This window comes from Enterobacter sp. JBIWA005 (assembly GCF_019968805.1).
GTDB classification, from domain to species: domain Bacteria; phylum Pseudomonadota; class Gammaproteobacteria; order Enterobacterales; family Enterobacteriaceae; genus Enterobacter; species Enterobacter vonholyi.
Map to the genome: position 1 here is coordinate 3917633 of NZ_CP074159.1, position 11522 is coordinate 3929154.

The 11522-nt window shown below is 58.4% G+C and carries 11 protein-coding genes; 3 read left to right on the forward strand and 8 right to left on the reverse strand.

Features of this window, described 5'->3' with window-relative positions; all coding sequences use genetic code 11:
* The first annotated feature begins 185 nt into the window (after positions 1-185).
* Positions 186-1442 carry a nucleoside permease gene (locus KGP22_RS18535; RefSeq protein WP_115876247.1) on the forward strand — a complete coding sequence of 419 codons (1257 nt, stop codon included), beginning with the start codon at positions 186-188 and terminating at the stop codon, positions 1440-1442.
* Between the two features lie 82 nt (positions 1443-1524).
* Here the strand turns inward: KGP22_RS18535 and citG are convergent, their stop codons facing one another.
* Genes citG through KGP22_RS18575 form a run of 8 tightly spaced genes read right to left on the reverse strand, consistent with a single transcriptional unit; the run spans position 1525 to position 8836 of the window.
* The gene (citG, locus tag KGP22_RS18540; RefSeq protein WP_223580470.1) at positions 1525-2328 is read right to left on the reverse strand and encodes a triphosphoribosyl-dephospho-CoA synthase CitG; all 804 of its coding nucleotides are present in this window, start codon (positions 2326-2328) and stop codon (positions 1525-1527) included.
* Positions 2306-2845, reverse strand: coding sequence for a citrate lyase holo-[acyl-carrier protein] synthase (gene citX / locus KGP22_RS18545; RefSeq protein WP_133295125.1), 540 nt, complete (start codon positions 2843-2845; stop codon positions 2306-2308). The genes citG and citX overlap by 23 nt, the downstream gene beginning before the upstream one ends.
* 2 nt (positions 2846-2847) lie before the next feature.
* Positions 2848-4365: a citrate lyase subunit alpha gene (gene citF, locus KGP22_RS18550; protein WP_223580471.1), complete on the reverse strand. Its 1518-nt coding sequence runs from the start codon at positions 4363-4365 to the stop codon at positions 2848-2850.
* A gap of 10 nt (positions 4366-4375) precedes the next feature.
* On the reverse strand, positions 4376-5251 hold the full coding sequence (gene citE, locus KGP22_RS18555) for a citrate (pro-3S)-lyase subunit beta (protein ID WP_023306921.1): 876 nt from the start codon (positions 5249-5251) through the stop codon (positions 4376-4378).
* Positions 5248-5541: a citrate lyase acyl carrier protein gene (citD, locus tag KGP22_RS18560; protein WP_047173578.1), complete on the reverse strand. Its 294-nt coding sequence runs from the start codon at positions 5539-5541 to the stop codon at positions 5248-5250. Before citD ends, citE begins: the two co-directional genes overlap by 4 nt.
* A gap of 16 nt (positions 5542-5557) precedes the next feature.
* Complete coding sequence (gene citC, locus KGP22_RS18565) at positions 5558-6580, reverse strand: [citrate (pro-3S)-lyase] ligase (RefSeq protein WP_047173623.1); 1023 nt, start codon at positions 6578-6580, stop codon at positions 5558-5560.
* A gap of 13 nt (positions 6581-6593) precedes the next feature.
* The gene (locus KGP22_RS18570; protein ID WP_047173579.1) at positions 6594-7457 is read right to left on the reverse strand and encodes a fumarylacetoacetate hydrolase family protein; all 864 of its coding nucleotides are present in this window, start codon (positions 7455-7457) and stop codon (positions 6594-6596) included.
* A gap of 17 nt (positions 7458-7474) precedes the next feature.
* A complete protein-coding gene (locus tag KGP22_RS18575) occupies positions 7475-8836 on the reverse strand; it encodes a 2-hydroxycarboxylate transporter family protein (RefSeq protein ID WP_047173580.1) in 1362 nt (453 codons plus the stop codon).
* 345 nt (positions 8837-9181) lie between these two features.
* Here KGP22_RS18575 and KGP22_RS18580 point away from each other — a divergent pair, with 345 nt between their 5' ends.
* The gene (locus tag KGP22_RS18580; protein ID WP_223580473.1) at positions 9182-10807 is read left to right on the forward strand and encodes a sensor histidine kinase; all 1626 of its coding nucleotides are present in this window, start codon (positions 9182-9184) and stop codon (positions 10805-10807) included.
* Positions 10797-11489 carry a response regulator gene (locus KGP22_RS18585; protein ID WP_111963239.1) on the forward strand — a complete coding sequence of 231 codons (693 nt, stop codon included), beginning with the start codon at positions 10797-10799 and terminating at the stop codon, positions 11487-11489. The genes KGP22_RS18580 and KGP22_RS18585 overlap by 11 nt, the downstream gene beginning before the upstream one ends.
* The last annotated feature ends 33 nt before the right edge of the window (positions 11490-11522 follow it).

Genomic DNA, 11522 nt, shown 5'->3' on the forward strand with positions numbered 1-11522 from the left:
CCCCCATCTCCCACCCATACGAAAATGTTATTTGCATCACAATCCAAACTGCAAATTAATGTGGATTGCATTTTTTTGCGGGAGGTAACAAAACATATCGTTGCCAACTGATAGAATTGCATCAAATAACAACCCTGAATGTTCCCAAAACAACATATCTCCCGCTCACTTGTGAGGAAAGTAACATGAACCTTAAGCTGCAGCTTAAAATATTGTCGTTTCTGCAGTTCTGCCTGTGGGGTAGCTGGCTGACTACACTCGGCTCCTATATGTTTGTGACGCTCAAGTTCGATGGTGCGTCAATCGGTGCCGTCTACAGCTCGCTCGGTATTGCGGCTGTCTTCATGCCAACGCTGCTGGGCATCGTGGCGGATAAATGGCTAAGCGCAAAATGGCTGTACATGCTTTGCCATCTGGTGGGGGCGGGGACGCTGTTTATGGCAGCCCAGGTGACCACGCCGGGGGCGATGTTCATGGTGATCCTGCTTAACTCGCTGGCCTATATGCCAACGCTTGGGCTGATCAACACCATCTCCTACTACCGCCTGAAGTCTGCGGATATGGATATCGTGACCGATTTCCCGCCAATCCGTATCTGGGGCACCATCGGCTTTATCATGGCGATGTGGGGCGTGAGCTTCGCGGGCTTCGAACTGAGCCATATGCAGCTCTATATCGGTGCGGCGCTCTCCGTGGTGTTGGCGATCTTCACCCTGACGTTGCCGACCATTCCGGTTTCTAACCAGCAGAAAAACCAGAGCTGGAGCACCATGCTCGGCCTGGACGCCTTCGCGCTGTTCAAAAACAAACGCATGGCGATCTTCTTTATCTTCTCCATGCTGCTGGGCGCGGAGCTGCAGATCACCAACATGTTCGGCAACACCTTCCTGCACAGCTTCGATAACAACCCGCTGTTCTCCGGCAGTTTTATCGTTGAACATGCGTCGGTGATGATGTCCATCTCTCAGATCTCTGAGACGCTGTTCATCCTGACCATCCCGTTCTTCCTGAGCCGCTACGGCATCAAGAACGTCATGCTGATCAGTATCGCGGCGTGGATGTTGCGCTTCGGCCTGTTCGCCTACGGCGATCCAAGCCCGTTCGGCACCGTGCTGCTGGTGCTGTCGATGATTGTTTACGGCTGCGCCTTCGACTTCTTCAACATCTCCGGTTCGGTGTTTGTGGAAAAAGAAGTGAAGCCTGAAATCCGCGCCAGCGCGCAGGGTATGTTCCTGATGATGACCAACGGCTTCGGCTGTATTCTGGGCGGCGTGGTGAGCGGTAAAGTGGTTGAGATGTACACCACTAACGGCATCACCAACTGGCAGCCGGTGTGGCTGATCTTCGCGGCGTACTCGCTGGTGCTGTTCTTCGCGTTCATCGCGCTGTTCAAGTACAAGCACGTGCGTGAACCGCACGGTGCGCAGCCGATCGCGCATTGATTGTTGTGCCCGGTGGTGGCTTCGCCTTACCGGGCCTACAAAAACAGCGTTCACAGGCCGGGTAAGCGTTAGCGCCACCCGGCTATTTTATTGCAGAGAGCACCCCCCCCACCGACAGCAAATCCGCGCTGCCGCCCGGGCTCAGGTTCCGTTCAATCAGTGCGTTATCCATCTTAAGCAACGCCTCGCGGTCCCAGCCGTTAGCCAGCAGTTCCCGCGCGTAGCCCTGAACGTAGCGCAGCCCTTCCATGCCGCCGCGTGAAACCAGATTACTGTCCTGATTAACCGCCATCAGGCGTAACAGCAGGCCGTGAAGTGAATGTCCGTTCCACTGCGCCAGCGCCTTACGGACCGTCGCAAAGCCGCTCTCAGCCTCGCCACGCGCCCCGGTTAAGCCGTACTGCTGAAACTGCCGCTCGCCCGCCGTCGCCTGCCCGCTGCGTGCGGCCAGCTCCCGCGACACCAGCCCGCGGCAGATGTTACTCACCTCACAGCAGAGGCTATCTGCGGAGATATTTTTCACACGACCGGCGGCGAAGCACAGTAAACCCAGGGCAAAAATCCCGCCCTTGTGGGTATTCACTCCGTTCGTCGCGGCGTACATCGCCTGCTCGCAGGCCATCCCCATCGGGCGGAGAAGGCGTAGCTGTTCGCCAGCGGGTTTATCCGCATGCGCGCTGCCCAACTCGGCAAAGCGCGTAAACCACGGCGTAATCGCCATAATGCTGCGAATGAACAGCGCATGGTCCATATCGCGATGGGAACCGTTATTGAGCTTGTCCACCAGCCCCGGCTTGGGCGTCAGTTCCAGCTCCTGCCACAGCGCCGCTTCGGCAAGCGCAGGCACGTCAACCGGGCGCGGTTTAGTCGCGAGCAAACCAGTCATCGATCATTTTCTCCACGCGGGAAACCACCTGCTCCACAGGATGAGCGCGCGAACGGGAACAGGCATGAGCGGGCTCGTCGCAGATCAGACAACGCCTTAGATTTGCGCCCAGCGACTGACGCCCGACGTGGCCGTGCTGAGGGCAGATCACGTCCAGATCCCACAGCCTGCCGAGCGGGTGCGTCTGCTCCAGATCCGCACAGTGCGCTTTGATTTCCGCCGCCGGGTGGGCCACGCACCACAGGGCTTCTGGCCCGGTCGGGAGCCATAGAACCTGGCGGTCCAGCACCTGCCAGCGGTTTTCCCACAGCAGCTGGTCGCACATCTGCAGCGCCACGCCCATGGTGTTGCGATAGCGAAGGCTGTCCTTGATTTCCCCTGGCGTGACCAGCGTGAGGGAAATCACCGGTTGTTGATAGTGCTCGAGCATGTCAGCCTGGCGCGCTGCGCGGCGCTCTTTCGCCGCCAGCAGTTCGTCCAGGCTGACACCCGTCCGCACGGGTGTCGCTGAAATCATACTTACTCCTTCACCTGTCGCACGGTGTCGATCACGCTGCCGTCGCGGTAGCGGATCACCCCGACGATTTTGTCGGTAAACTCTATCGGTTTAGGGATGCCGGTCAGGGAGATCGCCCGCTCGTACAGCGCGTTGATATCCACAACCTTCAGCCCGGCTTCCAGCAGCCGCTCGCGGATTTCCGGACGCGCCGGGTTAACCGCGATGCCGTGGTCGGTGACCAGCACGTCGATGCTTTCGCCCGGCGTGAGGCGCGTGGTAACCCGCTTCACGACCGTGGGAATGCGGCTGCGCAGCAGCGGCGCGACGACGATGGTCAGATTCGCCGCGGCGGCCACGTCGCAGTGCCCGCCGGACGCGCCTCGCATCACCCCGTCGGAGCCGGTGATGACGTTGACGTTGAAATCAACGTCGATTTCCAGCGCGCTGAGGATCACCACGTCGAGCTGGTCACAGCTTGCCGCCTTGCTGCCGGGGTTGGCGTAGACGTTAGTGGAGATCTCCACGTGGTTCGGGTTGCGCGCCAGCGAGGCCGCCGCCTGGCCGTCAAAGCACTGGGTATCGAGCAGCTTTTCGATCAGCCCCTTCTCGTGCAGATCCACCAGGCTGCCGGTGATGCCGCCGAGCGCAAAGCGTGCCTTCACGCCGCTGCGCTCCATCTTCTCTTCCATAAAGCGGGTGCAGGCCGTGGCCGCCGCGCCGGAGCCGGTCTGCATCGAGAAGCCCGGTTTGAAGTAGCCGGAATGCTCAATCACGTCCGCCGCATAGCGGGCGATCATCAGCTCGCGCGGGTTGCTGGTGACGCGCGCCGCGCCGACGCTGATTTTCGCCGGGTCGCCTACGCTTTCAACCTGCACGATGTAGTCCACCTGGTCCTGCACCAGGCTGGCAGGCATATTAGGAAACGGCACCAGTTCTTCGGTCAGCAGCACTACCTTGCAGGCAAAGTGCGCGTCCACCATGGCGTAGCCCAGCGAGCCGCAGCACGATTTTCCGTGCGTCCCGTTGGCGTTGCCAAACTCATCGCTACACGGCACGCCGAGAAACGCCACGTCGATATTCAGCTCGCCGTCCTGGAGCAGCTTCACGCGACCGCCGTGGGAGTGGATTTGCACCGGCTCGTCCATCAGGCCGTGGGAGATGGCATCCGCCAGCCTGCCGCGCATGCCCGAGGTGTAAATCCGGGTGATGACGCCACTTTCAATATGCTCGATCAGCGCGTCGTTGCAGGTCATCAGCGAGCTGGAGGCCAGGGTCAGGTTTTTAAAGCCCATGCGCGCCAGCAGCGCCACAACGGTGTTGATCACCCGATCGCCTTCGCGAAACGCGTGGTGGAAGGAGATGGTCATGCCGTCCTGCAGGCCGCAGCGCTTAACCGCCTCTTCAATAGAGGCGCACAGCTTGCGGCTGTGTTTCGCGTCGCTGTCCGCCAGCCACGGCGTGGCGCTGTGGGCGGTATCAAACGGTTTTAGGTCCCGCAGATGGGGAAAATTCACGTGAAGAAGTTCTGTCTGATTCATTATTTCATCCTTACCGACGCACGCCGGAGGCCGCCGCGCGCTCCAGCACCACCTGCGCGTGGTTAATAATCGGTGCATCCACCATTTTGCCGTTAAGCGACACCACGCCCAGGCCGTTACGCTCGCCCTCTTCTGCAGCCTCAATCACCCTTTTGGCGTGATCCACCTCTTCCTGCGTCGGGGCGTAGGCGTTGTGCAGCAGGTCAATCTGGCGCGGGTTAATCAGCGATTTGCCGTTAAAGCCCATCTTGCGGATCAGATCGACCTCGCGCAGGAACCCGGCCTCGTCGTTAACGTCTGACCACACCACGTCGAAGGCGTCGATACCCGCCGCGCGGGCGGCGTGCAGCACGGCGCAGCGGGCGTAGAACAGCTCGGTGCCGTCGCCGCGCTCGGTCTGCATGTCCATCACGTAGTCAAAGGCGGCCAGCGCAATGCCGATGAGGCGCGGAGAGCTGCGGGCAATCGCCACGGCGTTGATGACGCCAATGGCCGACTCAATCGCCGCCATTACGCGGGTGGAGCCGACCTCGCGGCCACACTCCTGCTCGATGCGCTCAAGGTGGCCTTCCAGCTCGTAGATGTCGTCCGGCGTGTCGGTTTTCGGCAGTCGGATCACGTCCACGCCTGCCCGCACGGCGGCTTCCAAATCCAGCAGGCCAAACGGCGTGCTCAGCGGGTTAATGCGCACCACGGTTTCGATATCCTGATACATCGGGTGCTGCAGGGCATGGAACACCAGCATGCGCGCGGTATCCTTCTCGCGCAGGGCAACGGCGTCCTCAAGATCAAACATGATGGAGTCGGGACGGTAGATAAAGGCGGTGGAGAGCATGGCGGCGTTGGCACCCGGCAGGAACAGCATACTGCGGCGGAGTTTGCTCATTTCAGCGCCCCCCAGTTGATGGCCTGTTCATCGGCGGCACGCATAAGCGCGCTTTGCAGGCGGGCGCGGATCACACAGTCCAGCGCCCCTTTGTCTTCAATAATAATTAATCCCTGGTGCACGTTCATGGCGCGCAATGTGTCGTTGACCACCTGGCGAATTTGTTCGCCAAACTGCTTAATCACTTCACTGTGGATGACTATCTCCAGCTCGCCTTGAGCGGGAGCGATTTTCACCATCAGGTCGCTGGACTCCTGCGTTCCGGCCAGCGCCTCCCTTACAATTTTCATGATAAATTCCTGGTAGTTAAGCGACTTCCGCACTCGCACGGTAATGCGTTTCGAGATGCGCGAAGGTGGAGTCCGGGACAATCTCCCGGATCCGGGAAAACTGCTGTGTCTTCAGTAAGCGGCGCACTTCGGACGCCGATATGGCGTTACCGGTGGCCTTGATGCGCGGCATTTCCACCACCTCAATATGCGAGGCCAGCAGGTCGTGCAGCGTCTGGTTGTACTGGCGGGTGATATCGCAGAACGGCTCCGAGCCGATGAAGCGGTGCGTGATGCCCAGCGCCGGGGCAATGAAGTCCCGGAAGATCAGCACGTCGATCTCGCTCCACGCCTGCTGCACTTTGCCGGTCTCCTTCAGGAAGTAGGCCGGAAAGGTGGCGCGAGAGATGATGTACTGCGAGCCTTCATGCACCACGACGTTCGGCAGATGCGCCACGCCCGCGCGCACCATCTCCAGACGCGCGCTGAACGGGAAGAACGAGGCGTCTTCACGCACCACAAAAAGATGCAGGGCATCGCACCGCTGCGCCGCCTGCTCCACCAGATGGCGGTGGCCGAGGGTGAACGGATTGGCGTTCATCACGATGGCGCCAATGTTCTTCCCGCACTTGCGCTTCGCGCTCAGGGAACGGCAGTAGCGCTCGATCCCCTGCGGGGTGTTCTCCATCAGCACCGCGTTGTTCCCGCTCTGGGCAATCGGCCAGAAGCCGCTGCGGGCAAAGCGCTCCCGGTTGCACGGACGGGTGCAGAGGAAGAGGTGAAAATGGCCGCACTCCAGCGCCGCATTTTCCACCTCTGCCAGCAGCCGCGCGCTGAGGTTCTCGCCGCGAAGCTGCTCGTTGACCGCCACGCATTTGATGACGTTGGCAGCAAGCCCAGCGCAACCCACCAGCTGCGAGCCGGACCAGGCTTCGACGAACAGCGTGATGTCGTTGTCCAGGCCAAGGCCGCTGTCTGCCAGCAGGTAGCGGATCTGGCTTAAGCGTTCCGGGTGTTTCGCCACGAGGGTGTGGCGAAAATCGATGGGTTGCGATTGCATGCTGCCGCCTTACTTAATGTGCTGCCGCAAGCCCGACGGCTGGCGCTTCCACGATCACGTTGCTGAGATGACCGATATGCTCGATCTCCACCTCAATGCGATCGCCCTCTTTCATAAACAGCGGCGGATTGCGCTTTTTACCCACCCCGCCCGGGGATCCGGTGATGATCACATCGCCAGGACTTAAGCGGGTGAAGGTGCTGATGTACTCGATCAGCTCCGCAACCTTGTGGATCATGCTGCTGGTGTTGTCTTCCTGCACCATGCGGCCGTTCAGCCAGGTGCGGATTGCAAGCCTGTGCGGATCGGGGATCTCATCTGCCGTGGCCATCCACGGGCCAAACGCGCCGGTTTTGCGCCAGTTTTTACCGGCGGTAAACCAGGTGTGCTGCCAGTCGCGGGCGGAGCCGTCCATGTAGCAGCTGTAGCCCGCCACGTGACGCAGGGCGTCGTCACGGCTGATGTTTTCCCCGCCTTTACCGATGATCACCGCCAGCTCGCCTTCGTAGTCGAATTCGCTGGAGTGGCGCGGCTTCAGCACCGGTTCGTTGTGGCCGGTCTGTGAATCTGGAAAACGGACAAACAGCGTTGGGGCCGGGTTGTGCTGGTCAAACTCCTTGCGCTTGTCGGCGTAGTTCATGCCCACGCAGAGGATTTTTTCCGGCTGCTCAATCACCGGTAAGAAGGTGATGGCGCTCATCGGCACGTCCACGGCATCGTTCAGGTAGCGGGTGGCCTGTGCCAGCCCGTTACCCTGCAGCAGCGCTTTAAGGTCGCTGTAGCGGTCGCCAAGACGGCGGCCTAAATCAATCACGCCGTCGGCCTGGACGATGCCGTAGCTGCGTTTTCCCTGGTATAAAAAGCTTGCGAGTTTCATTGTTCTTTCCTGAAAACTTAAACGAGGAAGTTGCCCAGAATCAGCAGTGAGACAGAGACGTTAATCGCCCCGCCGATACGGGTAGCAATCTGGGCGAATGGCATCAGGCTCATGCGGTTGCCTGCGGTCAGGATCGCCACGTCGCCGGTACCGCCCTGGCCGCTCTGGCAGCAGGAGACGATGGCGACATCAATCGGGTGCATACCAATCTTTTTGCCTACGAAGAACCCGGTCGCCACGAGCGCGGAGACGGTGCTGATAATCACCAGCAGGTTGGTCAGCGTGAAGGCGGCCACCAGTTCATGCCACGGGGTGATAGCCACGCCAACGGCAAAGAGAATCGGATAGGTCACAGAGGTCTGGAAGAATTTGTACACCACCTGAGAGCCTTCCAGCAGGCGTGGAGAGGCACCGTTACAGAGCTTCACCAGAACCGCCATAAACAGCATGCCGACCGGAGCAGGCAGGCCAATCAGCTTGTGGCCGAGCATGCCCAGCATGTAGAGCAGCACCGCCAGCAGCGCGCCGGAGGCGATAGTGGTCACGTCCGCCTTGCCGGAGAATGCAGGCTGAGAGACGGTGGCATCGGCATTGGCGCGGTTAGGCATCAGCTGGCCTTCACCGGTCAGGTGCGGGTAGCGTTTACCGAGCTGGTTCAGGCAGCCGGAGATGATGATTGCCGTCAGCCCGCCGAGCATGACCATCGGCAGCACGCGGCCGAGCGCCACGCCCTGATCCATATGCAGCAGGGTGGCATAGCCGATGGAGAGCGGGATTGCACCTTCGCCCACGCCGCCCGCCATAATCGGCAGAATGATAAAGAAGAAGATCTGGAACGGCTCAAGACCCAGCGCCAGGCCGACGCCCATCCCTACCAGCATGCCGACGATTTCACCGCACAGCATCGGGAAGAAGATGCGCAAGAAGCCCTGGATCAGCACCGTGCGGTTCATGCTCATGATGCTGCCGACGATAATGCAGCAGATGTAGAGATAGAGAATGTTGGTGGATTTGTAGAACTTGGTGGTGGACTCGACCACCACGTCCGGCAGCAGGCCGTAATAGACCAGCGCGGAAGGGATAAAGGTGGCGCAAATCGCCGCCGCGCCGAGCTTGCCGACAATCGGCAGGCGTTTGCCAAACTCGCCGCAGGCAAAGCCAAAGAAGGCCAGCGTGGCGACCATCACCACGATATCGCTCGGCAGTTTTCCGCCCAGGCAATCAATCGCAATCAGTACGCCCGCCAGAACGAACAGCGGCAGAGGAATAATCCCGATTTTCCAGGTATCCATAATATGCCACCAGCGCTCTTTGAGCGAAGGTCGCTGAATTTCAATCGGGTCGTGGGTAACAGAGAAAGAATCGTCAGTTGTGCTCATAATAAGCCCCTTGGTTATTTTGTGCGTTCAGCTTAGAGTCACAAAGGCTTACTTTATGTGAGGGATGGCATATTAAAAGCGAAGTTTTAATGGCAGCTATGGTTTTAATGGTTTCTTTTATTTAATGTGATTTATACCTTATTTATTGCCGTGGTTTTTATGGTTTCTTTTCTAAATTGAACAAACAAATAACATTTGTTCATGCAGCCCAAAGCACGTTAGCCTTTTGGATAACGCTTTTACAGCGCCCGCTGTGCAAGGGATCACAAGTTTTCGGCAAAGCGGGCGTACGCGCAAAAAAAGATGATATATTGGCGATCTTTGTCGCTACCTTGCGTGATAGTTATGAAAGTCTCTTTCCAGATCAAGCTGTTTATTTCGCTGGTTGCCTTTTTCTCAGTGCTTTTTGCGTTACTGGGCGGATATTATTATGCAGACGTAGGGAAACAGCTTTATCAGGAAATGAGTACGCGAGCCAAAATACAGGCTGAAGAGATTGCACTTATTCCGACATTGCGTGATGAAGTTGAACAAAAGAATATCAACGCCATCCATGATTTTATGCAGAAGATTTCTGCGCATAGCGACGCCAGCTTTATTGTGATTGGTGATAATAAAGGCCAGCATCTTTTTCACTCCGTCTTTGCCGACAGAGTGGGCACCACGCTGGTAGGCGGTGACAACGAAGCCGTATTGCAGGGTAAAAGCATCACCACCATCCGCAAAGGGGGGCTGGGCATTTCGCTGCGCAGTAAAGCCCCCATCTTCAACGCTGCAGGACAGGTGGTCGGCATCGTTTCGGTCGGCTATCTCACCAGCTACCTGGACACCATTACCGTCAGTAAAGTGGTCAACATCCTGATTGCCGCCGTGCTGCTGCTGATTGCTCTCTTTATCTTCTCCTGGTTCTTTACCCGCAGTATTAAGAAGCAGATCTTCTCCCTTGAGCCGCGCGAGATCGGCCTGCTGGTGCGTCAGCAGAAGGCCATGATGGAGTCTATTTATGAAGGGGTGATTGCCATTGACGATCAAAGGCGGATTGAAGTCATCAACCAGGCGGCGCGCAAGCTGCTGGGCCTGAGCCAGCCGGCCCGTGAACTGCGCGGACAGCTGATAAGCCAGGTGATCGATCCGGTCCCGTTCTTCGACACGCAGACGATGCTGGCGAAAGATACCCATGACGAGATTTGCCGTTTTAACGATCTCACGGTGATTGCCAGCCGGGTACACATCATGCTTGAGGGGTCGCTACAGGGCTGGGTGATCACCTTCCGCGATCGCAACGAGATCGACTCGCTGAGCGCCCAGCTCAGCCAGGTCAAACGCTATGTCGATAACCTCCGCATTATGCGCCACGAGCAGTTAAACCGGATGACCACCCTCTCCGGTCTGCTGCATATGGGCCGCTATGAGGAGGCGATTGGCTACATTCAGGCGCAGTCTGAACACGCCCAGGAGCTGCTGGACTTTATCTCTTCGCGCTTCAACTCACCGACCCTGTGCGGTCTGCTGCTGGGGAAAGCCGCCCGCGCGCGGGAGAAAGGCGTTGAATTGTGCTTCGATCCGGCCTGTCGGCTGGATAAATCATTCCTTCCCCTCGGGGAGCAGGAACTGATTTCGATTATTGGTAACCTGCTGGATAACGCCATCGAAGCGACACAGCGGTCGCCGCTTCCCCACGCGCCGGTGGAGGTGCTGATAAAGCTCAGCGACCAGGAGCTGATTATTGAAGTCGCCGACCAGGGCGTTGGCATTACACCGGAGATCCGTGAGCGGATCTTTGAACGCGGCATCACCACCAAGACGCGCGGCGATCATGGGATTGGTCTGTATCTGATCGAAAGCTATGTCACACAGGCTGGCGGCGCAATAGAAGTTGCCGATAATACCCCGCGCGGCGCCATTTTCTCCTTGTTTATCCCGGCCACGGGAACCGCCCGGCAACTGGAAGACACCGACTATGCAACATGAACTTATCGACGTACTGATTGTTGAAGACGAGAACGAACTGGCGCAACTGCACGCGGAGCTGATAAGCAAACATCCGCGTCTGAGGCTGGTGGGCATTGCCTCGTCGCTGGCTGCGGCCCAGGCAGAGCTTGCAAATAAACAGCCGCAGCTGGTGCTGCTGGATAACTACCTGCCGGACGGCAAAGGGATCTCGCTTATCAATAACCCCATGCTGGCCCGCGCCAACTGCTCGGTGATTTTTATTACTGCCGCCAGCGATATGGACACCTGCAGCCAGGCCATCCGCAACGGCGCGTTCGACTACATCCTCAAACCCGTCTCCTGGAAGCGGCTCAGCCAGTCGCTGGAGCGGTTTGTACAGTTTGCCGAACAGCAGCGGGTCTGGAAGATTGTCGACCAGCAAAACGTCGATTCTCTGTATCAGCTGCAGGCGAAAAACTACCGCCTGGACAACGGCAGCAAAGGCATTGAGGAAAATACGCTGGCGCGGGTGCAGTCGCTGTTTAACGACAAGGCAACGCACTGCTTTACCGTGGATGAGGTGGTGAGCGAGACGGGGTTGAGTAAAACCACCACCCGTCGCTATCTGGAACACTGCGTCGAGTCGGGTTTTCTGACGGTGGAGATGCTGTACGGCAAGATCGGGCATCCGAGGAGGATGTACAAGCGTAGTGCGGTTTGATGAGACGTTCCCTCTCCCAGGGGGAGAGGGTTA

Excerpts from the sequence above, each read along its gene's own strand:
- KGP22_RS18580 (WP_223580473.1), top strand. The coding sequence starts at position 9,182 with ATGAAAGTCTCTTTCCAGATCAAGCTGTTTATTTCGCTGGTTGCCTTT.
- citE (WP_023306921.1), bottom strand. The coding sequence starts at position 5,251 with ATGAGCAAACTCCGCCGCAGTATGCTGTTCCTGCCGGGTGCCAACGCC.
- citX (WP_133295125.1), bottom strand. The coding sequence starts at position 2,845 with ATGATTTCAGCGACACCCGTGCGGACGGGTGTCAGCCTGGACGAACTG.
- KGP22_RS18570 (WP_047173579.1), bottom strand. The coding sequence starts at position 7,457 with ATGAAACTCGCAAGCTTTTTATACCAGGGAAAACGCAGCTACGGCATC.
- KGP22_RS18585 (WP_111963239.1), top strand. The coding sequence starts at position 10,797 with ATGCAACATGAACTTATCGACGTACTGATTGTTGAAGACGAGAACGAA.
- citG (WP_223580470.1), bottom strand. The coding sequence starts at position 2,328 with ATGACTGGTTTGCTCGCGACTAAACCGCGCCCGGTTGACGTGCCTGCG.
- citC (WP_047173623.1), bottom strand. The coding sequence starts at position 6,580 with ATGCAATCGCAACCCATCGATTTTCGCCACACCCTCGTGGCGAAACAC.
- KGP22_RS18535 (WP_115876247.1), top strand. The coding sequence starts at position 186 with ATGAACCTTAAGCTGCAGCTTAAAATATTGTCGTTTCTGCAGTTCTGC.
- citD (WP_047173578.1), bottom strand. The coding sequence starts at position 5,541 with ATGAAAATTGTAAGGGAGGCGCTGGCCGGAACGCAGGAGTCCAGCGAC.
- KGP22_RS18575 (WP_047173580.1), bottom strand. The coding sequence starts at position 8,836 with ATGAGCACAACTGACGATTCTTTCTCTGTTACCCACGACCCGATTGAA.
- citF (WP_223580471.1), bottom strand. The coding sequence starts at position 4,365 with ATGAATCAGACAGAACTTCTTCACGTGAATTTTCCCCATCTGCGGGAC.